This is a genomic window from Desulfobacter sp. (assembly GCA_028768525.1).
GTDB lineage: Bacteria > Desulfobacterota > Desulfobacteria > Desulfobacterales > Desulfobacteraceae > Desulfobacter.
On record CP054837.1, the window covers coordinates 4,406,422 to 4,431,909 of the forward strand.

The window sequence follows — 25,488 nt, forward strand, 5'->3', positions numbered from 1 at the left end:
CAGGCCCTGCAATGTTGCGCGTATGCTACTATGTATCGGCGCTTATTTCAATCTTGTATCGCCGGGTGGAAGACTCCTCTGCTAAATTTCATGAGTGGCAACAACATAGCCTATTGCCATAATACCATTATCCATCCCGGTGTTAATATAATGGGTTTTATTCTCCTGTATTTCAAAACCGCAGCTTTCAACCCGGTCACAAAGGGATTGACAGGTAAACAGGTGATAGGATGTATGGCCTGATTTCAGCGACCACTTTTCATAATTTTTCAACACCTCCTCTGTCTCAGCATGGCAATATGTGGGGACATACAGTTTGCCTTTTGGTTTTAAAACCCGTTTGGCTTCTTTCAAAGCGGCTTCCGGTGTTTCCATAACATGCAGGGAATTGAGAATAATAATTGAATCGAAATGGCGGTCCGGGAAATCGAGATCGTAGGCATTTTGTACATGTAAATCTATATTTTGTATTTTTGCTGAATCAATCTTCTGCTGAGCCACGGACAGCATTTTTGTTTCGCTATCAACGGCATCAACATGTTTTGCACATTCAGCAACTTTTAAAGCCGCCAATCCAGTGCCACAAGCAATATCCAGGACATCATCTTCAGGTTTAATATCCTTTAGAATCTGTTCCACTATTTTTTCAATGCTATTTTTCTTATATCTGTCGTAGTTGCAGGCTTTCTGTGCCCAAAAGGATTCTTCTGTCCGGTCCAAATTACCCTCCTTTGAAGATATGACATGCGTCCCGCTGGAGCGGCGGGGTGGCGGATGGTTGTCATTCACTTATTTTCCCTCATATGCCTGAAGCCGTGTTTCCAGGGTCCCTGTATGAAGTTCAAAAAGATGGTTGTCGTAGTCGTAGAAATAGAGGGACAATCCTTCACCATGAATCCTTGGACGCCCTTCTTTAAAATCGATCCCTGCCTTTTCCAGACGGTGTCTGCAGTGTGTAAACTCCGACTCGGGAATTTTGAAAGCGATGTGGTTGTATGACCGCTCAGGCAGGGCGTCTCCCTTCATAATCGTAATCCAGATACCGCCAAGGAGGAAGAATCGTTCCTCAGACAAAGAGAAGGGTGCTTTCCCGCTGTCGTATACTTGCGTTGCCCCCAGGACCGATGTAAAAAGAGTGCTTGTCCGGTCCAAGTCCTGAACAATCAGTGTGATGTGGCTAATCCCTTCAATCATCGCTCCTTCGTCATCCTTATGTTTTGCCTTTACTTGCAGTCAACGGTGGACCGCCCTGGCTCTTGCGAAGCGCAGCAAAGTAAAGATCCCGTGTAGTGATTTCTTACCCGTTTTCCGATCAATTTACTATTGATTCCCTGAAACCCTGGGTATTTCACCATCCTTTACACATTCCATCATAACCAGTGTTATCATAGCTAACATGGAAAACAAGAATAAGTTCACACCAAATCCAAACTTAAAGCCGTTGAATCAGGTCCGGGGAACGCTGCGCTGGATCCGCTTTTTGGGGAAAAAAGTGCATCCAGGGGAGATGGGTGAAAAAATTGAGCGTCTTCTCTCCCAGTCCTGCAGGAGCGTTTCGGACACGCCGTTGTGAAAGCCACTGTATACCCATGCCATTTGCAAGGATATCCTTGGGTGAGAAAACTCAGACCGTCTCTGTTAAAATTAGGTGAAAGCAAAGAAAGGGTATGGTCATATCCGGCATCACCAGGGGGGCAGCAGGTCTTTAACCTTTTGCGGCGGGATCAGGGAGGTGCCCCTGAGGCGGCCCCGTGTCCGGCAGGGAAAGCCGGATTCTGGCTCCCCGGCGGCGGACAGGGGCCGGGGGTAGGCAAAATCGAACCACCCGTCTTCATTGATATCCAGCACGGCCATGCTGTTATCCGTGGGGTGGGGACATTCCTTCATGGTGTATTCGGCAGTGGCGTCGCCGTCACTCAAAGGGCTGTAGGGATAGCCCGGCATCCGGCCGCCGGTCCGGTCAAGGCCGGTGAACACCAGGGCATTGTCCGCCAGGGTCATGGGGTTGAAGGCTTTTTCCTCTCCCCTGTGGAGGGTATCCGGGTTGCCGTAGGGCAGGAGGACGGGGATGCTGAATTTGCCCAGGGCTGAGATGAAGGCGAGCTTCCGGGCGTCTTCCCTGAGTTTGATCAGGTTGATGCCGGCTTCTTTTGCCCGGGTTGCCCATTTTACCGAGGGAAATCCCTTGAAGGCGATCTGCTGCATCAATGCGTTTAGGGTATGTCGGTGGGCCAGCCGGGTATCCGGATTAAAGGGACTGTCTTTGGCCAGCATGGCCTGCATCTGGCTGTAGGTATAATTGGAACCCGGGATGGATGAGACAACGGCGTCTGCACAGCCGCCCCGGGAGAGCATTTGGAGTGTGCGGGCCAGCCCCCTTGCCAGGGTGGTGTTGAGAATGGTCACCCGGATGTCTGTCCTGCCGGACTTGAGCAGCTTGACAAGCAGCTCTCCGTGGGTGGTGGTCACTTCCGGGGTGAGGCGGAGGGGATACTCGAAGTTGTCGATGAGGATGACCCGGTACCTGTCCGGGGCAGTGCACCGGTGATCCCTCGAATTCTCTTTGAAATCCTGTGACCGGATATATGCCAGCATCTTTTTTTCCAATTTCAGGGGGGACGCTCCTGCCGGCAGGGAAAGGAAACCCAGTACAACTGCGGCCATGGCCGTTACCAGGGCCATGGCCTGCATTATTTTCCATACCTGTCGTCAAAGGAGTTCCAGAAGGTCCGGTCCTTGTCCCGCCATCCTTTTCCGAAGGTCCGGTCGAAAAATGGCTTGAGGGTAGAAAACCAGACGCCCTGCTGTCCCGTGATTCTGGCACGGATGACGTCTGCGGCATGGTCGGTGAGATTGGCCAGTTCGTCCTTGGGAATATAGGAGTCTGCTCCCCGCTGGATGGATTCCTTGAGGTTCTCCGGGGTAAGTGCATGGGCCGTGAGCATCAGGGCCGGCACCTCCTTTTCCCGGGCCAGCTTGAGGATGTCGTAGCCGCTGACCCCCATGATATCCAGTATGGCCAGATCGTATTGATTTTTCCGGAGCATCTTTCGGGCGGTATCAAAGGAGTCGACCAGATCCAGAAAGCACATGTCCAGAAGCTCCTCAATGGTCTCCAGAATATCGGGTTCATCATCCACCACCAGGATGCGCCGGTCTTTGAGCAGGTCTTCCGAGGAGATCTGATCCCCTTCGAATTTCACCGTGGTGACCGGGCAGGGGGCCTTGAGTATGACGTACCTGGCCGTGGAACCCAGGATGGCCTTCTGGGCCCGGGATTTTTTTCTGATCCCCAGGAAAATGTGGTCGATATCGTTCTCCCGGGCAAATTTGACCAAATCCTCTCCGGCGGAGAGTCCCCGGACGCTCTGCTGGCAGTCGCACTGGATGCCGGAAAATTCCATGAATGATTTGGCGAATTTCAGGCCGGCTTCAGCCCGTTCAACGTCGGCCTGCTTTTCTGAAGAACCGCCGGTCATGGAGGTGACCACATAGACAAAGGCGGAGCGGATGCCGGCCATGTCCCGGGCCAGGGAAAGGGCCTGCCGCCCCACTTCGCCGCCGTCATATCCAACCAGTATTTTCATACATTCTCCTTATCAACAATCTGTAACGCTAATTCAGTTGGGATCTGCTTGGGCGAAAAATTGCCCGGATACAAGGCGCAAAAAAGGTTGAAACCGGAGCGTACTAAGGTACGTGAGGACTTCAAGCTTTTGCAGCAACGAAGTATATGGGTGAATTTTCGTTCAAGCATGTTTACATCCAGCGTTTTCTTCTTTTATAGGATTTAATATTCTTAAATGATTTCCGTCCGCCGCCCTTGGTGATGCCCATGTAAAACTCCTTGACGTCGGGATTGTTCTGGAGGTCTTCGGAGGATCCTTCCAGAACGATTTTGCCCGACTCCATGATATAGGCGTAATCCGAAATGCCCAGGGCCACCTTGGCGTTCTGCTCCACCACCAGGATGGTGGTGGAGAGTTCCTGGTTGATGCGGCGGATATTATCGAAGATCTCCTTGACCAGCAGGGGGGCCAGCCCCAGGGAGGGCTCGTCCAGCATGAGCATTTTGGGGGCGGCCATGAGTGCCCGGGCAATGGCGATCATCTGCTGCTCTCCCCCGGAAGAGTATCCGGCCATGCGGTTGGTCACCTTGGAGAGCCTGGGAAAGTGCTGGTACATGAGGTCCAGGTCCTTTTTGATGGCCGCAGATCCATCCTTTCGGGTGATGGATCCCACCAGAATGTTTTCGTTCACCGTAAGATGTTTGAACACCCGGCGGCCTTCGGGTACCATGACGGCGCCCTGTTTCACCACATCTGTGCCCATCATGGCAGTGGTGTCGGTCCCGTCGAATTTGATGTACCCTTCCTTTATGGCGCCGTTTTCCGGTTTGAGAAGGCCGGAAACGGCCCGAAGCGTCGTGGTCTTGCCGGCCCCGTTGGTGCCCAGCAAAGAGACGATGCTGCCCTTGGGTACGTTGAGGCTCACCCCCCTCAGCACCTGGATGATATCGTTGTACACCACTTCGATATTGTTGACTTCAAGCAGATTTTCCATATGCCCTTTCTCTGCGCGCTTGTTGTGCCTGCCGGGGCGGTGGCCGCTCCGGCAGGCCTGTTCGTTTATATGGGTTACCGGCAGTGCCGGCGGCCTATTTGGCCCTCAGCTTTTTCATATATTCGGATTCAATGGAGCTGATGGCCTTGAATACCCCCTTGTCCACCTTGTAAATGTTAACCACGTCAACCCCCACATGGTCGTTGGCGGAATAGGATACCGGGCCCACTGCGGCAAAGGAGTTAAAGACCTTGGCCCCGTTCATCTGGTTCAGCATTTTGTAGAGGTTTGCAGGATTGACCTCCAGGCCGGCGGCCTTGGCCATGATGATGGCCTGGGTGGGAATCTGGGCCTGGAGGATGCCGGCTGCATAGTTATGGGAATTGGCGGCCTTGTCGTCCCTGCCGTAGGTTTTGGCCAGTTTCAGCTGTTTTTGGGATTTTTCATTGTCTTCCGTGGTCAGGTTGTAGGAACAGGTCCAATAGTAGTTTTCAGCCGCGTCCCCGGCCAGGGCAATCAAGTCCGCCCCGCCCGTGTAATGGGCGCCCAGAAAGGTCAGTTTGCCGGGCTCGCCGAATGATTTGGCTGTGACATTAAGGCGCATGGCATCCTTGATCATGGTGGCCACAGGGGACTGTACCGTATGGCAGATCACATACTGGACCCCCTTGCTCATGAGCCGTTTGAGCATGGCCGAGTTATCCAGGTCCTTGCCGTGTTCCACCACTTCGACGATGTCCATGTTGAGTCCTGCGGCCACGGCCTTTTTGGTATCTTCCACCGGCCCCCTGCCAAAGGCGCTGGGGTGGATGAACAGGGCCACCTTGGGTTTGCCGCCCTTGTGGTTCTTAACCACATATTCAGCCAGGGCCACCATGTTTTCAGAATAGGTGGCCACGGGGATAAAAATATAGGTGGAATCCACCAGGTTTCCCTCATGGTAGGAGGAGGGCACCGTGGGCATCTGTTCTTCTTCAAAATCCATTTTCAGGCCCAGGGTGGAGCCGGTGGAGTAATTGAGGTAAAAGACGATGCCGTCATCCAGGTACTCTTCAAAATTCCGTTTGGTGACATCGGTTTTATACTGGTCGTCCCGGATGGTACACTCGATTTTGTCGTCCCCCAGCAGTTTGTTGTCGTTGACATACTTGAACCAGTCCTCAATCCCCTTGGACAGGGGGTTGCCCGCATCCGACGTGGGGCCTGTGATGGCTCCTGAAAATCCCAGCTTGTACACCTGGCCCGCCGTAGCTGTTGCGGCAAAGGCAAAGAACATGATTAAAGCTGCCGTTAAAACCCTCGTTGTTTTTTTCATGACGCTTTTCCTCCTTGATTTGGGTTATATGACCTAACGTGCGTTGCTTTTTTCAGGGCCCGTCAATACCTGAAGGGCCACAGCTTGGTATACGATTTTACGATCCGCCACCAATTGGCGATGCCCCGGGGCTCGAACATTAAAAATAAAACGATGACCAGACCGAAGGTGAAGGGCTTCAATGCCGTGGCCAGGTTCATGCCCGCCGGCAGGTACTGGGCCGCGGATTCGGAAAGCTGTTCCACCTGAAGGTCCAGAAATTTGATGGCCACCGGCCCCCAGAAACTGCCGTTCAAGGTGCCCAGGCCCCCGACAATGGCCATGGCAAGATACCCGATGGATTCGTGGAGGGTAAAGGATTCAAAGCCCACCCCCCGGTATACGTAGGCGTGCAGGGCGCCGGCCACCCCTGCGAAAAAACCGGCCAGGGCAAAGGCGTATACCTTGGTCAGCCCCGGGTGCATGCCCATGGCGTCGGCGGCCCTGTCGTTGTCCCTCACCGCCACCAGGGCCCTGCCGTATTTGGTTTTAAGCAGGTTCCGGATGCCGAACCCCATCAGCACCACAACCACCAGGATGACATAGTACCAGAAAAAATAATGGTCCCGCCGCCCCACCTTGCCGGTGAACCAGAAGACACGGCCGATGGAGATGGTCTGGCCCTGGTTGAAAAAGGTCATGAAGTTGATCACCCACTGGAAGATCATCTGAAAGGAGAGGGTGGCGATGGCCAGATAGAGATGCTTGAGCCGGAAGGCCGGCAGCCCGACCAGGGCCCCGAATCCCGCCCCCACAAGCCCGGCCAGGATGATCACCAGGGGCCAGAAATGGGTGACCAGGACATGGGCGGTCCCCAGGGTCCGGCAGAAGGAAGCCACGGTGTAGGCGCCGATGCCCACAAAGGCGGCGTGGCCGATGGAAATGAGTCCGGCAAATCCGGTGACCAGGTTGAGCCCCATCACCGCCACAATGGCGATGAGGACATTGTTGACCACAAACATGTACTTGTTGCCCACCTCAAAGACCAGGGGCCATGCAAAGAGCAGGACTAAAAAGAGGGTGAATATGGTCCTGTCCAGGTGGGTGAAAAAGGTGTGCTGTTCCTCTTTGTAGGAGGTGAAAAAATTGCCCGTTGCCAGCCATTGATTCTGTGACATAACCTATACCCTCTCGATTTCATGGATGCCGAAGAGCCCATGGGGTTTAAACAGCAGGATGATGAGCAGAATAACATAGGGGGCCACGTCGCCTGTGCCGTTCAGCCCCCAGTTGCCGTCCAGGTAGCCGGCGGCGAACTGCTGGATCAGCCCCATGATGATGCCGGCCACAACAGCCCCCAGGATGGAGTCCAGGCCGCCCAGGATGACCACGGGGAAAACCACGATGCCGAAGGCGTGGAGGGTGTCGAAGTTTAAACCTGTGATATTGCCGATGATACAGCCGGCGGCGGCGGCCGAAAGGCCGGCCGTGGCCCAGGCCAGTCCGAATACCCGGGGAACCGAGATCCCCACGGACATGGAACCGAACTGGTCGTCGGAAACCGCCCGCATGGAAATGCCCACGGTGGATTTTTTAAAAAACCAGGAGAACCCTCCGATGAGAATGAAGGTAATGATCACCCCCACCAATTGGGTCCAGGAGATGGAGACCCCGGCCAGGGTCAGGGGGGTGTCGGGTAAAAAGGGCGGAAAGGAGAAGTTTTCCGTACCAAATGGGGTCAGGTAGATCAGCCCGTCAATGATGGAGGCCAGGCCGATGGTTACCATGATCACCGAAATGATGGGCTCGCCGATGAGGCGCCGCAGGAAAATCCGTTCCACGCTCATGGCCAGGAAAAAGGTGATGGCCATGGAGGCGAGAAAGGAAAAGAAAATGGGCACGCCCAGGTCCACGGTGAGAAAAAAGGTGATGAATGCCCCGGCCGCGATGATCTGGCCGTGGGCGAAATTGGCCACCCGGCTGGACTTGTAGACAAGCACCAGCCCCAGGGCCGCCAGGGCGTAGATCGAACCCACCACAATCCCGCTGACCACGATTTGGAAAAAATACGTCATTTACGCTCCTTTCACCGTATAAAATTCAATGGTGGTGTTCACCGTGGTGGACTGGCCGTCCTGGTACTGGAAGCTGGCCGTCACCTCTTTGGTACTTATGCTTGTATCGTAGAGGGCCTCGTAAAGGTCCTGGTACCGTTCCCGGACGAATTTGCGGCGGATCTTGCCGGTTTTGGTCAGTTCTCCGTCATCCACGTCCAGAAGCTTGTATAGCAGGGCGAACCGATGGATTTTAAAATGCTCTTTTTCCGCCCGGCCGTTGACACCGAGGATTTCCTCCATGATGAGGTCGGCCACCTCTTTTTTTGCCGAAAGATCCATGTAGGTGGTATAGGAGATCCCCCTGTCCTCGGCCCATTTTCCCACAACAATGGGATCGATGTTGATGAGGCAGGAGATATAATCTTCTTGATTGCCGTAGATCACCGCCTCCTTGATATAGGGGGAGAATTTCAGGGCGTTTTCCAGGAACATGGGGGAGAACATCTCCCCCTGGTTGTTGTGCATGACATCGGAGAGGCGGTCGATGACCACCAGGTGCCCCTGGTCGTCTATGAATCCGGCGTCCCCGGAGTGGAGCCATCCTCCTTCCAGCAGCTCTTCGCTTTTTTCCGGCAGTTCGTAGTAGCCCGGGGAGACCGAGGCGGACCGGGAGAGGATCTCTCCGTCTTCGGCGATTTTACACTCCGTGCCCGGCAGGGGCTTGCCCACGGTGTCCGGCCTTACATCCCCGTCCCGGTGCATATAGGCGATGCCGGTGATCTCGGTCTGGCCGTAGATCTGTTTGAGGTTGACCCCGATGGCCTGGTAGAAGGTGAACAATTCGGGGCCCAGGGCGGCCCCGCCGGTATAGGCCCGCCGCAGCCGCAGCAGGCCGATCTGGTTGACCAGGGGGCGGAAAATGATCTGCCGGCCCAGCCAGGCCTTGAATTTAAGCCCGAGGGGCATGGTTTTACCGCTCATGCGGTAATCTGCCGCTTCCAGCCCCACTTTAATGAAGTAATTGTACATGAGCTGGTTGAACCAGTAGGACTGGTCTATTTTCAGCCAGATTTCGCTGCGGATGGTTTCGTATATCCGGGGGGCGCCGAACATGAAATGGGGGCCGATCTCCTTGAGGTCGGCCATATTGGTTTCCACGGATTCCGGGAAATTGATGCAGATCCCCGTGGCCATGGCCACCCCGAAGGAGTTCATCTGTTCCCCGATCCAGGCGAAGGGCAGGAAGGAAACATATTCGTCCGTGGGGGAAAGCGGATCCACATCCGTGATCCTTACCCCCATATTAATATAGTTGCGGTGGGTCATCATGGTGCCCTTGGGCAGACCGGTGGTCCCTGAGGTCAGGCAGAGGTGGCAGACATCATCGGGGCTCCCCTGGTCCACCAGTTCTTCGAAGATATCCGGCGCCTGCCCATGGGCGGCCTCTCCCAGTTTATACAATTCCTTTATGTCCACGAACCAGTCGTCGGAATAATAGTTTCTCATGCCCCTGGGGTCTTCAAAGATCACCTTTTTCACCAGGGGGATATCTTTTCTCACATCCAGTACTTTGTCCACCTGTTCCTGGTTGTCGCAGAATACGGCGGAGACCTTCAGATACTGGAGAATCTGGGCAATTTCGTGGGGCATGGATGTCTGGTAGATGCCTGCGGAAATGGCCCCAACCGCATGGGCCCCGATGGCGATGAAAAGCAGTTCCGGAATGTTGTCTGAGATAATGGCAATGGTATCTCCCTTGCCCAGCCCCAGTTCCCTCAGGCCCAGGGCGGTTTTCCGGACATGGGCGTAATACTCCTTCCAGGTATAGGTGTTCCAGATGCCGAAATCCTTTTCCCTGAGGGCCGGGCGGTCCGGGCTGGTATTTACCCGCCAGCGGAGCAACTGGGGGATGGAATAGTCAAGCAGGTGGTCCCGATCCGTATTCATCTGTTCCGTATTGGTGGATCTGTCACTCATGGGCTAGTCCTCTCCGATATAGGCTTCAATTACTTTGGGATTCTGGGAGACTTCTTCCGGGGTGCCGGAACCGATGACCTGGCCGAAGTCCAGGACATAGATCCGGTCGGAGATATCCATGACCACCCCCAGGTCGTGTTCCACCAGGACCACGGTGATATTCCGTTCCTTCTGGATGTCCATGACAAACCGGACAATGTCCTCTTTTTCCTCAATGTTCATCCCGGCCATGGGCTCGTCCAGCAGCAGAATATCCGGGGCCAGGGTCAGGGCCCTGGCCACCTCTACCTTTTTCTGGATGCCGTAGCTCAGGTTGCCCACCAGGCTTTTGCGGTAGGGCTCCAGTTCCATGAAGTCGATGACATCCTCCACATAGGCCCGGTTTTCCGCCTCAATGCGGGAGGCTTTTCCGTAGAAAAAGAGGGCATGGAGAAAGGAATACTTCAGGTTTTGGTGCCGGGCCAGCAGCAAATTGTCCAGCACCGTCAGGCCGGAAAAGAGTTCCAGGTTCTGGAAGGCCCGGGCGATGCCCATGTTGGAGACCTGGTGGGGGGAGGCGTGGGACAGGTCCTTTCCCTTGTAGGAGATCTCCCCGTGGGTGGGGTGGTAAAAGCCCGAGATGCAGTTGAGCATGCTGGTTTTTCCGGCCCCGTTGGGCCCGATGATGGAGGTGATGAGCCCCGGTTCAATGGTCATGTCCACATCCGCCAGGGCCTTGAGCCCGCCGAAGGAGAGGGTGACATCTGAAATAATGAGTTCTGTCATGGCACGTCCATAGGTTTAGGGTTGGGGCAGGGGATATCCATCGCACCTGCCGGGACAAATGTATCAAGTAAAAAAAAGCGTGAGCAGCGAGGTCAGTTGTGGGAGCGAGCAGGGCAGCCGCTTTTTGTCTTAACCGTAGAGTTCTTTTACCTTGGCCCGGTCTATACTGCCGTCTTCGGCCAGGGGCATCTCATCAATAAATTCAACGTACCTGGGTTTTTTATATCCGGCGATGAGGGTGCCTGTGAAGGCGATCAGCTCATCTTTATCCAGGGATGTGCCCGGAACTAGGGTGCACACGGCCTTTATCCCTTCCCCGAATTTGGGGTCGGGCACGCCGAATACGCAGACCTTGTCCACGGCGTCGTGGGTCACCACGGCCTTTTCCACCTCTGCGGGAAATACGTTTTCCCCGCCGGGCTTGATCAGTTCCTTTTCGGCTTTTCTGCCTTTGAAAAAGAGGAAGCCCTTATCATCGATCAGGCCCATGTCACCGGTGTGGTGCCATCCCTGCCTGAAGGTAAATGCATTGAGGTCGTCGGCGTTCCAGTATCCTTGGAAAACCAGAGGGCCTTTGACCAGGATTTCTCCCACATTGCAAGACGGGAGAATATTGTCGTGGTCGTCGGCTATGGCGATTCTGGCCAGGGGGGAGATCTCCCCGGCAGAACCAGGGTTTTTAAAGTACTCTGAAAAAGTGATCAGACCTGAGGTCTCGGTCTGGCCGTACATGGTCCAGAATTTAGACGGGGTGGCCGCCTCCCATTTCTTTACCGTGTCCGGGATTTCCAGTCCGGCAGCTATTTCAAGGCTGGACAGGTCATATCCTTTTTCCTGGCTGATGAGGTCGAGAATATTGGTTAATATGGGGGGGAAGGAACCGAAAATGGTGATTTTCTGTTCCTGGATGAAGTCTAGGCATTTTGCCGGGTCAAATTTTTCAACAATGACGTTTTTGCCCCCGGCCATGAACATACCGATTCCGAAATTCACCCCCATGATGTGGAAGAGGGGGAGAATGTTCAGGTAGGCCTTGGAGGGATCCAGGCCAAAGGTATGGATGATCTGCAGGTTGGCCAGAATGATGTTTTCCTGGCTCAGCACAGCGCCCCGGGGCTTTCCCTGGACGGCTGCGGTGTGGATGATTATATACGGGGCATTGGGATCTGCCTGGTCGGCCAGGCCCTGATCCGCTGCTGTATTTTCCGGATATAGGCGGTCCGTATCTTTGCCGATGACAAAGCAGTGCTCAAGGGAATCGCTGCCGGCCGCAAGTGTTTCTGCCTGGGCTTCCATTTCTGCGTCGCAGATGAGCACGCTGGGGGTGGTGTCTTCGATGATATGGGCCATTTCTTCGGGGCTCAGCCGCCGGTTGACGAGTACCAGGCAGAGGTTCAGGGCCGAGGCGGCACCGAAGAGTTCAAAGAAAATGGGATGGTTCTTGGCCAGTACGGCCACCCGGGCGTTGGGGGAAAGGTTAAGGGCTGCCAGCCCTGCGGTCAGTGCGCAGGTACGGGCAAACAGGGCCTGGAAACTGATGTTTTTGCCGTCCCAGTGGAGGGCGGCGGCATTTTTATGCTGTAAAGCGTTTTTCTGGAAAAAGTCAAACAAGGTCAGGCCGTGCAGGTTGTTCATGAACCATTCCTTTCCGGGTTTGTTAAACTTTTGGTGCTTGCGGTATTGTGCAGGGCAGCTTCAACAGGGAATTCCGTTGCATACTGAGCCAGTGCTCGCTAATGTTTTAATTTTTGTCATAAAGGCCGGGGGCTTGTCAAGCACCCTTTTTATTTTTTTCCATTGGGGAAATAGACTGAAAAACTGGTATGCCCCGAGTTGAGACAATCGGTCTGTGAACTGCAGAACCGGCATTTCATGATATCGCCGGGGCAGGGTTCGTCGTTTGCGACCAGGTACCGGCACCGGCGGGAGGCAAGCTCAATGGTGAATCCCAGGCGGCCGGCAAAAAGTTTCATGCGCAGCAACTCCGCCCCCTTGCCCCCGGCACCGAATTCAAAGGGGGTTTTGGTGGAGTAAAGCAGGGTGTCCTGGGTGGAGAAAAATCCTTCAAATACCCTTTTCTGGTGGTCCGGTTCAATGCCCACCCCGAAGTCTTTCACCTCAAACACCAGCCCGCCGCCCGTTGCCCTGGCCAGGATGTCGATCCGTCCCTGGTCCGGGGTGTTCTCAATGGCGTTTTTAATCAGCCCCTCGATGATTTTCGCGGCCACATCCGGGGGCAGTTTGATATCGGGCAGCCCGTCGGGGACATCATGGATGATCTCCAGGCGCCGGAAATGGAATTTTGGCACCATGGCGGCATAGACATCAGCAAAGACCTGTTTGAAGTCAATGATTTTCAGCCGCATGGATCTTGGGCCGAATTCCCTGTCAATGAGGGCGCCCACGGATTGAATCAGATGATCCGGTGCCAGTATGCCCTGGTCCAGGCAGGTTTCGATAAGGGTTTCCAGTTCATCCTGGCAGGCCTCCAGCATTTTGATGAGCATCTGCCGGGTATGGTAGGCACCGGTCTCCATGATGTCGGCGGTTTCCGCCTGGATATCCACGATGCGGTCCAGGTTCCGTTCGATGCGGTTGAGGGTGGAGTCCAGCTTGACATTGGGGATGGCCTCTATTTTTTTGCGCAGGATTTGCAGCGACCCTGTCAGGATGGCCACCGGGGTTTTCAGCTCATGGGAGAGGTGGTTGATGGCCTTCCCCTTGGCCCGGTTCATGGACGCCACATCCCGGTAGGCCTCTTTCAGGGCATCGGAGAACCTGGCGTTTTCAATGGAGATGGCCACTGTGCCGGCGATCATGGTCATCAGTTCCATATCGTTGTCGTCAAAAAGGTTCTGTTTTTTGTTTATGGCGCAGAGTACGCCGATGATCCGGCTGTCGCTGCGGATGGGCATGGAAAGGATGCTCCGGGTCCGGTAACCCATCTTTTTATCCCGCTCCGGGTATTGGGCGGCCAGGTCCTCTGCATTGTTGGTCACTGCGGGCTCGCCGGTTTTTACCACCTGCCCGGCAAAAACCTCATCCAGGCTGAACCGGATTTCCCTGGCCCGGCGCTCCGTGGACAGATCGTCGTAGGCGGCGCCCAGAAAGAAAAGATCCGATTTGATTTCGTCGTAGAGGAGGACGACCGCCCCCTCTGCCTTGAGCAGATCCTTGACCTCCCGGGAGATATAGTTCATCAGGTCTTCCAGGTCCGGATATTCGGGCAGGGCGGCCGAGATCCGCATGATGGTCTTATTGTTGGCGGCCAGCCGCTTTTCCTCTGTGACATCCCTGATGATGACAAAGGTTTCCCCGGTCTTTTCACGGGCGGGGGTGTCGGCCCAGATGATCACGTCCCGGACGGCGCCGTCCTTGGTGAGCCGCTGGGTTTCATACCGGGTGAGCTTCTTGGTGTGGCGGAACCGGTGGAGCACCTCATGGGTTTCCTCTTTCAGATCCGGGGGGACGAAATCCAGGAGAGTGCCTTTGATTTCATCCATGTCCCATCCGAATACCTTTGTGAATGCAGGATTTATATAGGAAACCCTTCCCTTGTCCCCGTATACGATGATGGGATAGGGAATGAATTCCAGGATGTTCCTATAGGTGGTGTAGAGTTCACGGAGCCGGTGTTCCTGGAGCTTTTCCTGGGTGACATCCTGGAGGGTTTCCACGGCCCCGGCCATCTCGCCATTGCTGCCGTTGAAGGGGGAGGCGGTAAAATAGAGCCATTTGCCCTCCGGGGAAAGATCCGGGAAAAAGTCGGTGGCTGCGAACCGGTCCAGGGATTTGGGGGAGCGGTTGTATTTTACCCCGTAGTGCTCGATAATCTCATTGTCCGAGGAGTTGTCGATGATGAGGTCGGCCATTACCGGCCGGGGATTGCCGTAAAAGGCCTTCCACTGCTCCCGGGTGCCCAGCATCTGTCTGCTGTCCAGCCCGGCCAGTTCCTCCAGAGCCTGGTTGAAATGGGTGATTTTATGGTCTTTGTCCAGGACAAATATGGGAATGGGGGCTTTGAATATAATTTTGTTGAGGATGAGATTCTCTTCCTTGAGGCGGCGAATTTCTTCTTTTAATTCGCCAATTTCCTTTTCCGGCCCATTTTCCGGCAGATTTTCGGGGTTCCGGCCCATAAAAACTCCAAAAGACTTTACAAGGGTTGGATATCCTGTATATAACCAAAAAAAATAATTGCCACCACTATAGAAACCATGGGGATAAATTTCAAGGGTTTAGTTGCTATGGCGGAGAACTCCATCAAAACCGAAATCCTGATCCACGATTTAAAAGTACCTGTTTCAGTCATTGATGCCGGTGCCAAATCGCTGCTCAACCGCCAGGACCGGTACGGCCCCCTGACGGCTAAGCAGGAGAAGGTGCTCAAACGGATTATCCGCAATACCCTGACCACCCAGCGCCTGGTCAACGATATGCTGGAACTGGGCCGATCCAGGGAAGGGGTGGTCAATCTCACGGAGTTCTCTGTGGCCGAACTGGTGGGAGAGGTGCTGGTGGAAATTTTCGACCTGGCCAACCCGCCACTGGCGGAACAGGTGAAAAAAATCCAGGGGTATGACAGCCTGGCGGACCTGCTGGCCACCCATGGGTTTATTGTGATGGTGGGAGCGGAAACCTGGCGCACCAGTGTCTGTCTGGACAAGGCCAAGGTAAAGCAGATTTTAAGGAACCTGGTGACCAATGCATTTAAACACCGGAACCAGCTGGTTGACATTCAGGCCACTCTGGACGGGCCCCATCTGGTCCTCAGGGTCAAGGACGACGGCAGGGGCATCCCGGCGTCGGAACATAAAAAGATATTTGAGACCTATTTTACCACGGGCGGTTCCCTTGAAAACGCCATCAACAGCCATGGCCTTGGGCTTGCCGGCGTCATGGTCCTGCTCCGGGACATGGGCGGTACCCTTGCCCTGGATTCAGAGGACGGGCAGGGTGCTGAATTTACCGTACATATCCCCCTTAACCAAAATTAATGCCCTGTTTACATTTTCTGGATGTCATCCCTGGCCGCCATCTGTTTGTCGTCAAATTCGTCCCAGAATTCCCGGTCGCTTTTTCGCCAGCCTTCGCCGAATAATTTGTCAAACACCGGCTTGAGCAGGGAAAACCAGGTGACATTCGCTTTTTTTCCCTCTTTTCGTGCGGTGAGTACGTCGGAGACAAAAAGGGCGATGTCCACCATTTTGTCCTTGGGCACATAGGCGTCCGCCCCCTTTTCAATGGAGGATTTGAGGTTGTCCGGCGTCAGGGCGTGGGCCGTGAGCATAATGGACGGGATATCCAGCTTTCGTGTGATTTTGAGAATGGAATGGCCCCGAACCCCCATGATATCCAGGATGGCGGCATCATATTCATTGTTTTTCAGGCAGGCAACCGCCTCCTCAAAGGACGATGCCGTATCCACATCACACATATCCAGAAGTTCTTCCAGGGTTTCAAGGATGTCCGGCTCATCGTCCACCAGAAGCAGGCGTTTATGTTCAAGGGTTGAAAAGTGATCCACGGGCCCTCCCTTGTTGCAGGTTTGCCTTTAGTGTATGGGAATTACCCCAATAGTTCAATACAGATTGCATACCGGCGGGTCATGACTTCTGGTCCGCCAGTATGCCGGCAGCCGTCCGGATATGGTCATAAATGTCCATGGGGCCGGTTTGATTTTCTGTTGCAATGTCTTTGATGGTCTGGTTTTCACGGGCTTTCAGGCCCCTGTCGGCCAGGGTTCGTACCATTGCCTTCATGTTCAGGTTGTACTGGCTGCACAGGGCGGCCAGGGTCATATTGCCTGTTCCCGGGGGCGGCGAGCCGGGCAGTTTTATGGCGGTGCCGACCGGTACAACCGGCCGGGCGGTTTCCGGTTTCATGGCCAGATAAACCTTTTGGGGAGAGAGGGCGTTATTCCGGGCAATTTCGGAGAGCGTCTGTTCTTTGCCGGCGACTTTTATTCCCTTCTCCTTTAGCCGGGCCAGGGATTCCCCAAGGGGCAGGCCTGTTTTTTTTGCAAAGAGTTCCAGGGAGGAGAGTTCTGCATGTCCGTAGGGCGGTTCGCCATATTCCCTGGCGGCCTTGTCTTTGATTGATTCGCTGACCGACAGAATGCTTGAAAAAGGGGGAATCTCCGCATAGGTGCCCAGAACGACGACAATGGTGAGAATGAATGCGGCATTGAAGTCTGCAGTGAATATTTTTATCTGCCTGGCCTTGTCCTTGAGGTAGGTGAGGATGGGATTCCAATTGTAATAAATGTGCAGCCCCAGTGCCATGAGAAAAAGAATCCCGGTGTTGATGTGGATGTTGCCCCATTGTTCCTTGGTCAGTCCCAGGAGTTTCCAGTCCGCCCAATAGGCGATCCGGCCCTGGGGGACGATATAAAGGATAAAACTGGTGATCACCATGACAATAAAGGCAAGGCCGGCGGTAAGAGAGGTGATGCGTCTTATTTTCATTAATTTAATCCTTTGTCTTTGGTTTCGAATGGATTAAAGTGAATAGACGGTATTATAAATTCAAATCATGGTGGAAATCAATATATTGTGAGGCATTTTATCTGTGTTGACATGGGTAATTGTCTGTTGTATAAGCTTGTATATACAAGTTGGTGTTTTGATATTTTATACCGGGGTGCCCGGAGATCATAAGGAGGAAACAATGACGGAATTAATCGATTCAATGGGTATTTGTCTGGATGATAACCTGCCGGAGAAAAAAGAATTCAGGCCCGGAATCCGGCGTGCGCCGGACCGGGGGTTCCGCCTGACCCGCAACCAGACGGCGGTTGCCCTTAAAAATGCGCTTCGCTATGTACCCGAGGCCCTCCACCAAGAGTTGATCCCCGAGTTTCTCGAAGAGTTGAAAACCCGGGGACGGATCTATGGATACCGCTTCCGGCCGGCCGGTGAGATCAAGGCCCGGCCCATTGAGGAATATAAGGGACGGTGCAAGGCGGGAAAGGCCATCCAGGTGATGATCGACAACAACCTGGATTTTGATGTGGCCCTTTATCCCTATGAACTGGTGACCTACGGGGAAACCGGGGCGGTCTGCCAGAACTGGATGCAATACCTGCTCATCAAGCGGTATCTTGAGGAAATGACCGAGGACCAGACCCTGGTCATGCAGTCCGGCCATCCGCTGGGTCTGTTCAAGTCTTCCCCGGACAACCCCCGGGTGATCATCACCAACGGGTTGATGGTGGGGCTCTACGACAACCCCGATGACTGGGAGGTGGCGGTTCAGATGGGTGTTTCCTCCTACGGGCAGATGACCGCCGGCGGCTGGATGTACATCGGCCCCCAGGGCATTGTCCACGGGACCTATAACACCCTTCTCAATGCCGGGCGGCAGATGTGCGGCGTCCCTGGTGATGGGGACCTGGCCGGTCTTCTTTTTGTTTCCTCAGGTCTGGGCGGCATGAGCGGGGCACAGCCCAAGGCGGCCAAGATTGCCGGGGCGGTGTCCATTACAGCGGAAGTGGATTATTCCCGGGTTGAAACCCGCCATTCCCAGGGCTGGGTGGATGTGGTTTCCGATGATCTGGAAACCGTATACAAAACGGCCAAGGCGGCGGTGGCGGCCAAAGAGAATACCTCCATTGCCTACCACGGCAATGTGGTGGACCTGTTGGACTATTTGGTGGATAAGGACCTGAAGGTGGACCTGCTGTCCGACCAGACCTCCTGCCATGTGGTCTACGACGGGGGGTACTGCCCGGCAGGCATTGATTTTGATGAGCGGACACGGTTGCTGGCCGAGGACCGGACCCAATTCAAGGTCCTGGTGGACGAGAGCCTTAAAAAGCATTATGACCTGATCAAACAGATCACGGGGAAGGGCACCTATTTCTTTGATTACGGCAATGCCTTTTTGAAAGCGATATTTGACGCCGGCGTCACCGAGGTGGTGAAAAACGGTGTGGATGCCAAGGACGGATTTGTCTATCCCTCTTATTTTGAAGATATCATGGGGCCCATTTTTGACTATGGGTACGGGCCCTTCAGGTGGGTCTGCCTCAGCGGGCGTCCCGATGACCTGGATAAGACCGATGCCGCTGCCATGGCCTGCATTGATCCGGACCGCCGGCCCTATGACCGGGATAACTACGTGTGGATCCGGGATGCCAAAGAGAACAGGATGGTGGTGGGCTCCCAGGCCCGGATCCTCTACCAGGATGCCGCAGGGCGGGTGGCCATTGCCCTGAGGTTCAATGAAATGGTGAGAAATAAAGAGGTCTCAGGCCCCATCATGCTGGGCCGGGACCATCACGACCCCGGGGGCACGGATTCCCCCTTCCGGGAAACGGCCAATATCAATGACGGGTCCAACGTCTGCGCCGACATGGCGACCCACTGCTTTGCCGGCAATGCAGCCCGGGGCATGACCATGGTGGCCCTGCACAACGGCGGGGGCACCGGCATCGGCAAGGCCATCAACGGCGGGTTCGGCCTGGTCCTTGACGGCAGCGAGCAGGTGGATGACATCATCAGATCCGCCATGCTCTGGGACGTCATGGGCGGGGTGGCACGGCGAAACTGGGCCGGCAATCCCAATGCCAGGGAAGTGGCTTTGACCTATAACCGGGACAATCCCAACGGGGACCGGATCACCATCCCGAATCCGGCCGATGAGGATGCGGTGGCTTCTGCCGTGGGCAAGCTGTTTTAAGGCTGCCGGCTAATAGATTGGGCGGGGAACGCCGGTTTGCAGGCAGACCGGTTTTTTCCCGGCCCTTTAGAGGGCGCCGCGCCACACAGCCCGGCAGGTTGGTGCAGGATTTTAAAATCCGCACTTTTCCTTGTAAGTGTCGAGCAGGCCGCTTTTTTTCATGCTTTTCAGATAGACGGCGGCGTCAGCGGCAAGTTCTCTGTGCCTGGAATGGAGATAGGCATGGGCCGTATGGATATCGAGGGTGCCGGCGGGATATATCCCGGGCTTTTGGGAAGACCGGTTTTTTAAAAGGCCTTCCATTCTCTTCCGCGGTCCCACAAAGAACCGCGCCCTTTTTATTTCCAGCAGTATCAGGCCGGCATCAAAATTGTTGACCCGGATAATGGTGTCCCCGGGCCGCCGCTGGGCAACCTGGTCCTCAATTATACGGAGACCCCGTTTAAAACTGATAATGCCGGGACGGGCGGCCAGGTCATCCCAGTCCTTTATGCAAAGCCCTTTTTCAAGGGTATACACCACAAATTCTTCTGTGAGGTGGGGTTCGGTCACCATGACCAGATCGGGATAATTTTTGCCGTAGGAACGGGTTCTTCCCAGCTCACCGTCAATTTTTCCTTTTTCAGCAAGTATGCTGGCCCTGGCGGCGGGGAGGTGGAGGTATTCCAGTTCATAGCCCAGGTGGCTGAATACATCGGTGTAGATCATCTTCAGCCAGCAGCCCACGGGCTCTGTTTCCGGTGCCAGGTGGCTCATCACCAGTTTCTTTTGTACCGGCCGGCTGGTGCCGGATAATGAAGGGGCCGTGGTGAATGCACAGGCGGCCACGAGGCAGGCAAGTATTTTCAGTATGATTGTATTTTTCATCATACCGCTACCCTATCAAAATCCATTTATAGGGGCAACCGGCCAGACAGCCATGGGGGGTAGGTGATCGTTCCTGGGTGTTGACCCCAGCGCAGGGGGGGCTTGGTATCCTTATTTTTTCCCCGCCGCTGTTTTTTCTTCATACATGCTGATGAAATTGTTGAGCTTGTCCGCATTGGCCTGCATGAATTGGATCCACAACTCCAGCACTTCCCGGCCTTCGTCGGTGATGGTGTAGATCCGTTTGGCCGCCCCGGTCTCCCCGGTGTCCCATTCTGATTTCACCAGGTTGTCCTCTTCCATCTGGCGCAGGTGGCGGTAGATCATGCCGGGGGGGGCTGATCCCTGGATGAAACCGAAGGTCTGGATGGTGGAGATGAGTTGGTATCCGTAGGAGGGGGCGCTGGCCAGCCCCAGGAGGATGGAGGCCTGGATGTAGCGTTCCTGGCGGCCGGAACCGGGCATGTTTTTGTGGGTCATGTATAGCTCCTTGACATATATCCTTTAAGGATATATACTTTAAGTTAAAATATGATTTTCTATATCATATTTCCACATGGATAAACAGGTCGGGAAAAGACCGGGAAAGGGAGGAACCATGAGCAAAATTTTTGTCCGCGAAAGGCGGAAAGTCGAAAAAGGCGAAAAAAAAGCCAGATTCCGCGTGGTGGGGCTCAGCGGAAAGGATGTGAAGCTTTACACCAAGCATATCCGTAAAAATGAACTGGAACTGATTGCCAAGGAAGCCGGGGCACAGATCATTTATCTGCCCAAGCACGGCACCGGCAACCGGGACGGGAAGATGTAAAGGCCGCCCCTGTGGCAGGACCGCAGGGGCGTGCACTATACTTTATTCAGGGTGGGGAGCCATTCTTTGCGGACGGCATCCCAGAGCAGCATTTCCATCAATGCCAGGCGGTTCCGGGTGTTTCCAGAATGGTCCAGAATCCTGTCCCATTTATCCTGGCGCCGGCGAAGCTCCTTTTTCAGGGCCTCTTTTTTTACCCGGCCGATGGTTTTCTCAATGGCCTGTTTCCGTTCCAGTTCAAATAAAAACCGGTTTTCCCGGAAGAGCCTGGAGAGCCGTTCATGCTCGGCTATCGCCTTTTCCCTGTGGCGAAATGTCAGTGTGGCCCTGGTCATGGAATGGCCGCCTATTTATGGATAATGGTGCCCACATGCTTGCCTGCCAGGGCATCTGCAATTTTTTCAGGGTGGCGCAGGGCATCAATAACCTGGAGTTCCTTGAGGCATTTGGCATTCTTCAGCATCGTCAGGATGGGGCGCTCAATAATGAGATCGTCCAGGTCCAGTTCGATTAATTCATCAACGGAAATTTTATCGTAATATTCCAGCTTTTCATCCTTTTTCGCCTTTTTCGGGTCTTTTGAATAAAGGCCGGTTTCGTCCTTGAGGTAAATCAGGGACTGGGCTCCGATATTTTCCGCTAAAAGAAAGGCGCCGCAGTCGGTGCGGTGGGGAGGGATGGATCCGAATTCCGCCGGGTGCTCAAAGAATCCATAAGGGGGAATGCCGGTGGTGATGGGCAGGTAGCCCTGGCGGCAGAACATGGTCAGCTGTTCCAGGTGATCACCGTGTCCGATCCTCACCCCCCCGTGTTTGGCCAGCAGCACCGATAGCATCACCGCATTCTGGGAGGAGACCTTGTCCCCCAGCTTGGAGAGAACCCCGGTGGGCATGCCCAGGTCCACGCCGATATTGTAGACGTGGCGGGCCCTTGTGCCGCCGCCGGTCATGAGCAGCAGCTTATGCTCTTCCTTGAGTTTGACCAGTTCGTCCACAATGGGGAAAATGGCCTTGGAGCCCCGGTCCATGATGCTCTGGCCGCCTATTTTTAATACATTGATGTCCGGGTGCATCCGGAAATATTCCCCGGATTCGGTGGTTTTTAAAAACTCTTTGCTCACCAGGGATTCGCCCAGCATGGGGGTGTCAATGTGCAGCCTGCCCTTTTCGTCCTGTTCTTTGATCAGTTTTCCCATTTTTCCCTCCTTACGGCGGATTAAAGGTATGCTTTTTTCTGAAAAAATTTGTCGTGGATTTTTCTATCATACGCGAAGAGACAGCATTTATCCATAAAATTTCAGTTCCATCCAAATTCCCTTTGCTTTCACCCATTGAATAGCCTAATATGAAATTTTGCGGACCGGCCGCTGCCGCCTTTAAAGGGCAAAATCCCCTTGACAAAGGCGTTTCGGGCGGCCCATTATAGTTTAATCAAACTTAAGTTTAATATTATGAAACACGGAGGCGTTAATGGAGATTAAAGTAACCCGGGCCGCCCAGACAGGGACCCGGCCCAAGGACGAAGACCTGGGGTTTGGTACGGTATTCACCGACCATATGTTTGTGATGGATTATGAGGAAGGCAAGGGATGGCTCAATCCCCGCATTGAACCCTTTGCCGAATTTTCCATGTCTCCTGCAGCAATGGTTTTCCACTACGGCCAGGCGATTTTCGAAGGCCTCAAAGCCTACAAGACCCCAGAAGGCAAAATTCAGTTTTTCCGGGCCCGGGATAATTTCGCCCGGATGAATAAATCCGCCGAAGGGCTGTGCATCCCCAAGATTGATGTGGATTTTACCATGGATGCCATGAAACAGCTGGTTAAGATGGAAGAAAAATGGATCCCCGAAACCCTGGGGACCTCCCTCTATGTGCGGCCCTTTATCATTGCCACCGATCCTTTCCTGGGGGTGAGATCCTCTTATAAATTTAAATTTTTCATCATCCTCTGTTCCGTGGGCGCATATTATGCCGAGGGACTGAATCCGGTGAAAATATGGGTGTGCAAGGACCATGTCAGGGCCGTCCGGGGCGGCGTGGGCGAGTTTAAAACCGCAGGCAATTATGCGGCAAGCCTCCTGGCCGGGGAAAAGGCGAAAAAAGAAGGATATGCCCAGGTGCTCTGGCTGGACGGGATTGAACTCAAATATATTGAGGAAGTCGGGGCCATGAATATCTTTTTCATCATCAACGATGAACTGGTCACCCCGGAACTCAACGGCAGCATCCTGCCGGGCATCACCCGGTTTTCAGTCATTGACCTGGCCAAAAAATGGGGCATGAAGGTCAGTGAACGGAAAGTCAGCATGGATGAAATTCTTGAGGCCCATGACAAGGGGCAGCTCACCGAAGTATTCGGTTCCGGCACCGCCGCAGTGATCTCACCTGTGGGTGAAATCCGTTACGGCGATAAGATGCTGAACATCGGCGACGGCACCCCGGGCGAGACCTCCATGAAGTTCTACAATGCCCTGACCGCCATTCAATACGGCAAAGCAGAAGATACCGAAGGCTGGATAGAAGTCATCGATTGATCCTGCACTGCGGGAACTGTCGGTGAGTTTTAGTATAATACGTTGTTTTATGGATTAATTTTTTTAGACCCAGGCGCTGAACGAGCGCTCAGTCAAAGATGAAGTTTGATCACCCTCAAACTATTGGAGATGAGATGGCTAAAAAGAAAGAAATGACCCCCATTGGAAAGCGGATCAGGCGTGCCCGGCTGGATAAGGGCATCAGCCTGAACGTTATGGCAAATGAAACCGGACTGTCCAAAGACTTCATCAAAAAGATCGAAGGCGGGGAACAGCGTCCCTCTGTGGGGACCCTGCTCCAGATTTCACGGACCCTTCAACTGGATTCAAGCTACCTGCTCAAGGAACAGGAGGACACCCTGGAAGAGCGGGCCGATGCCTACACCAAACGGACGGACAACTATGCCTATACGCCCCTGACACCCGGGGCGGAAAACAAGCACCTCAAGGCCTTCCGCATTGTGGTGGAGGCCGGCACCCGGCATGAGGGCGTCGGCTTCCAGCACGAGGGCGAGGAGTTTTCCTATGTGCTGTCCGGAACCGTTGAAATCCAGGTGGGGGACCATGTCAATACCTTGAAAGCGGGAGACTCCCTCCATTTCAATTCAGGGATCAAGCATGACCTGCGCAATGTCGGCGACGAAGATGCCGAACTCATTGTGGTGGTGTACGCCCCTTAATACAATTTGAAATTGACTGCCCGGCCCCGCCGGGGAGTGAAAAGGAGTTTTTCATATGCTATTCAAGCTGACCGACGAACAATTGATGATCCAGAACATGGTCCGGGAATTCTCCCGGAAGGTGGTTGCGGCCACGGCGGCTGAACGGGACAAAACCCGTGAATTCCCCGCAGAGAATTTCAAACAGATGGGGGAACTGGGCCTCATGGGGATGATGATCCCAGAAGAGTACGGCGGGGAAGCGGCCGATGCGGTTTCCTATGTCCTGGCCCTGTCCGAGATCGCCTACTCCTGTGCCTCCACCTCGGTGGTCATGTCCGTGCAGAACTCCATTGTCTGCGAGAGCCTGAACAAATTCGGCACCGAGGCGCAGAAGGAGGAATTTTTAGTGCCCCTGGCCTCGGGGGAGATCATCGGCGCCTTCGGCCTTACCGAACCCGATGCCGGCTCCGATCCCGTGAGCCAGGCCACCACCGCAGAAAAAGACGGGGATCATTATATTATCAACGGCACCAAGCGGTTCATCACCTCTGGAGAGCATTCCTCCGTGGTTTTGGTGACGGCCAAGACAGATGAATCCTCCGGCCACAAAGGCATTTCCTGTTTTATCGTGCCCAAGGGCACCCCGGGTCTTGTGGTGGGACACCATGAGGATAAGATGGGATTGCGTGCCTCGGACACCACGGATTTGATTTTTGAGAACTGCCGGGTACCGGCCGCCAATATACTGGGCAAGGAAGGGGACGGGTTTAAAATTGCCATGTCCGGCCTGGACAGCGGCAGGATCGGCATTGCCGCCCAGTCCTTAGGGGTGGCCCAGGCCGCCTTTGATGCGGCCGTAAAATATGCCAAGAAAAGAAAACAGTTCGGCGTGCCCATCACCAAGCACCAGGCCATCCGGTTCCAGGTGGCCGATATGGCCACCCAGATTGAGGCGGCCCGCCAGCTGGTTTTTTCCGCCGCTTCCATGAAGGACCGGGGGGAGAATTATACCCGGGAGGCTTCCATGGCCAAGCTCTTTGCTTCTGAAATGGTCCAGGATGTCACCGCCCGCGCTATCCAGATGCACGGCGGATACGGGTTTACCAAGGATTACCCTGTGGAGCGCTTCTACCGGGATGCCCGGGTCTTCACCATCTACGAGGGCACCAGCGAAATCCAGCGCATCGTCATTTCCAACAATATACTGAGGGACAAGCGAAAACTCAGATAGGACAGGCCTTCTGGGCGGGCATGGACGGCGGGCAGTCCATGCCCGCCG

24 protein-coding genes are annotated in these 25,488 nt (G+C 54.4%); 6 read left to right on the forward strand and 18 right to left on the reverse strand.

The genetic code is table 11. The features are described 5' to 3' along the window. Positions 1–81 precede the first annotated feature (81 nt). From HUN04_19420 to HUN04_19475, 12 genes are all read right to left on the reverse strand, one after another. Positions 82–720 (reverse strand): class I SAM-dependent methyltransferase, encoded by a 639-nt coding sequence (locus HUN04_19420; GenBank protein WDP91759.1) that lies wholly within the window; start codon positions 718–720, stop codon positions 82–84. A gap of 69 nt (positions 721–789) precedes the next feature. Further along, the gene (fosX, locus tag HUN04_19425) at positions 790–1,194 is read right to left on the reverse strand and encodes a FosX/FosE/FosI family fosfomycin resistance thiol transferase (GenBank protein ID WDP91760.1); all 405 of its coding nucleotides are present in this window, start codon (positions 1,192–1,194) and stop codon (positions 790–792) included. 489 nt (positions 1,195–1,683) lie between these two features. After that, positions 1,684–2,691 (reverse strand): hypothetical protein, encoded by a 1,008-nt coding sequence (locus tag HUN04_19430; protein ID WDP91761.1) that lies wholly within the window; start codon positions 2,689–2,691, stop codon positions 1,684–1,686. After that, entirely contained in the window at positions 2,691–3,587 is an 897-nt protein-coding gene (locus HUN04_19435) for a universal stress protein (protein WDP91762.1), read from the reverse strand. The genes HUN04_19430 and HUN04_19435 overlap by 1 nt, the downstream gene beginning before the upstream one ends. Before the next feature lie 172 nt (positions 3,588–3,759). After that, complete coding sequence (locus HUN04_19440; protein WDP91763.1) at positions 3,760–4,563, reverse strand: ABC transporter ATP-binding protein; 804 nt, start codon at positions 4,561–4,563, stop codon at positions 3,760–3,762. Between the two features lie 94 nt (positions 4,564–4,657). Next, entirely contained in the window at positions 4,658–5,878 is a 1,221-nt protein-coding gene (locus HUN04_19445; protein ID WDP91764.1) for an ABC transporter substrate-binding protein, read from the reverse strand. Positions 5,879–5,940: 62 nt separating this feature from the next. Beyond that, complete coding sequence (locus tag HUN04_19450) at positions 5,941–7,035, reverse strand: branched-chain amino acid ABC transporter permease (GenBank protein ID WDP91765.1); 1,095 nt, start codon at positions 7,033–7,035, stop codon at positions 5,941–5,943. 3 nt (positions 7,036–7,038) lie between these two features. Beyond that, on the reverse strand, positions 7,039–7,932 hold the full coding sequence (locus HUN04_19455; GenBank protein ID WDP91766.1) for a branched-chain amino acid ABC transporter permease: 894 nt from the start codon (positions 7,930–7,932) through the stop codon (positions 7,039–7,041). Then, on the reverse strand, positions 7,933–9,861 hold the full coding sequence (locus tag HUN04_19460; protein WDP93344.1) for an AMP-binding protein: 1,929 nt from the start codon (positions 9,859–9,861) through the stop codon (positions 7,933–7,935). It abuts the gene before it with no gap. Positions 9,862–9,894: 33 nt separating this feature from the next. Further along, positions 9,895–10,656, reverse strand: coding sequence for an ABC transporter ATP-binding protein (locus HUN04_19465; protein WDP91767.1), 762 nt, complete (start codon positions 10,654–10,656; stop codon positions 9,895–9,897). 129 nt (positions 10,657–10,785) lie between these two features. Beyond that, complete coding sequence (locus HUN04_19470; GenBank protein WDP91768.1) at positions 10,786–12,291, reverse strand: AMP-binding protein; 1,506 nt, start codon at positions 12,289–12,291, stop codon at positions 10,786–10,788. Positions 12,292–12,440: 149 nt separating this feature from the next. Next, positions 12,441–14,795: a PAS domain S-box protein gene (locus tag HUN04_19475; GenBank protein WDP91769.1), complete on the reverse strand. Its 2,355-nt coding sequence runs from the start codon at positions 14,793–14,795 to the stop codon at positions 12,441–12,443. A 78-nt stretch (positions 14,796–14,873) separates the two neighbouring features. On the opposite strand from HUN04_19475, the gene HUN04_19480 reads away from it, so the two are divergent. Continuing rightward, on the forward strand, positions 14,874–15,653 hold the full coding sequence (locus tag HUN04_19480; GenBank protein WDP91770.1) for a HAMP domain-containing histidine kinase: 780 nt from the start codon (positions 14,874–14,876) through the stop codon (positions 15,651–15,653). An 8-nt stretch (positions 15,654–15,661) separates the two neighbouring features. Here the strand turns inward: HUN04_19480 and HUN04_19485 are convergent, their stop codons facing one another. Then, positions 15,662–16,183: a response regulator gene (locus tag HUN04_19485; protein ID WDP91771.1), complete on the reverse strand. Its 522-nt coding sequence runs from the start codon at positions 16,181–16,183 to the stop codon at positions 15,662–15,664. A gap of 79 nt (positions 16,184–16,262) precedes the next feature. Beyond that, complete coding sequence (locus HUN04_19490) at positions 16,263–17,123, reverse strand: DUF4405 domain-containing protein (GenBank protein WDP91772.1); 861 nt, start codon at positions 17,121–17,123, stop codon at positions 16,263–16,265. A 202-nt stretch (positions 17,124–17,325) separates the two neighbouring features. Here HUN04_19490 and HUN04_19495 point away from each other — a divergent pair, with 202 nt between their 5' ends. After that, positions 17,326–19,338, forward strand: coding sequence for a urocanate hydratase (locus tag HUN04_19495; protein ID WDP91773.1), 2,013 nt, complete (start codon positions 17,326–17,328; stop codon positions 19,336–19,338). A 111-nt stretch (positions 19,339–19,449) separates the two neighbouring features. On the opposite strand, the gene HUN04_19500 is transcribed toward HUN04_19495, so the two are convergent. Then, complete coding sequence (locus HUN04_19500) at positions 19,450–20,208, reverse strand: hypothetical protein (GenBank protein WDP91774.1); 759 nt, start codon at positions 20,206–20,208, stop codon at positions 19,450–19,452. A 108-nt stretch (positions 20,209–20,316) separates the two neighbouring features. Further along, positions 20,317–20,685, reverse strand: a complete 369-nt coding sequence (locus tag HUN04_19505; GenBank protein ID WDP91775.1) for a helix-turn-helix transcriptional regulator — start codon at positions 20,683–20,685, stop codon at positions 20,317–20,319. A gap of 118 nt (positions 20,686–20,803) precedes the next feature. Here HUN04_19505 and HUN04_19510 point away from each other — a divergent pair, with 118 nt between their 5' ends. Beyond that, positions 20,804–21,013, forward strand: a complete 210-nt coding sequence (locus HUN04_19510) for a hypothetical protein (GenBank protein WDP91776.1) — start codon at positions 20,804–20,806, stop codon at positions 21,011–21,013. A 35-nt stretch (positions 21,014–21,048) separates the two neighbouring features. Here HUN04_19510 and HUN04_19515 read toward each other — a convergent pair whose 3' ends face one another. Continuing rightward, on the reverse strand, positions 21,049–21,348 hold the full coding sequence (locus HUN04_19515; GenBank protein WDP91777.1) for a hypothetical protein: 300 nt from the start codon (positions 21,346–21,348) through the stop codon (positions 21,049–21,051). An 11-nt stretch (positions 21,349–21,359) separates the two neighbouring features. Next, the gene (locus tag HUN04_19520) at positions 21,360–22,208 is read right to left on the reverse strand and encodes a uridine kinase (GenBank protein ID WDP91778.1); all 849 of its coding nucleotides are present in this window, start codon (positions 22,206–22,208) and stop codon (positions 21,360–21,362) included. 274 nt (positions 22,209–22,482) lie between these two features. On the opposite strand from HUN04_19520, the gene HUN04_19525 reads away from it, so the two are divergent. From HUN04_19525 to HUN04_19535, 3 genes are all read left to right on the forward strand, one after another. Continuing rightward, positions 22,483–23,547 (forward strand): branched-chain amino acid aminotransferase, encoded by a 1,065-nt coding sequence (locus tag HUN04_19525; GenBank protein WDP91779.1) that lies wholly within the window; start codon positions 22,483–22,485, stop codon positions 23,545–23,547. A gap of 134 nt (positions 23,548–23,681) precedes the next feature. Further along, positions 23,682–24,227 (forward strand): helix-turn-helix transcriptional regulator, encoded by a 546-nt coding sequence (locus HUN04_19530; GenBank protein WDP91780.1) that lies wholly within the window; start codon positions 23,682–23,684, stop codon positions 24,225–24,227. Between the two features lie 55 nt (positions 24,228–24,282). Beyond that, positions 24,283–25,440, forward strand: coding sequence for an acyl-CoA dehydrogenase (locus tag HUN04_19535; GenBank protein ID WDP91781.1), 1,158 nt, complete (start codon positions 24,283–24,285; stop codon positions 25,438–25,440). Positions 25,441–25,488 lie beyond the last annotated feature (48 nt).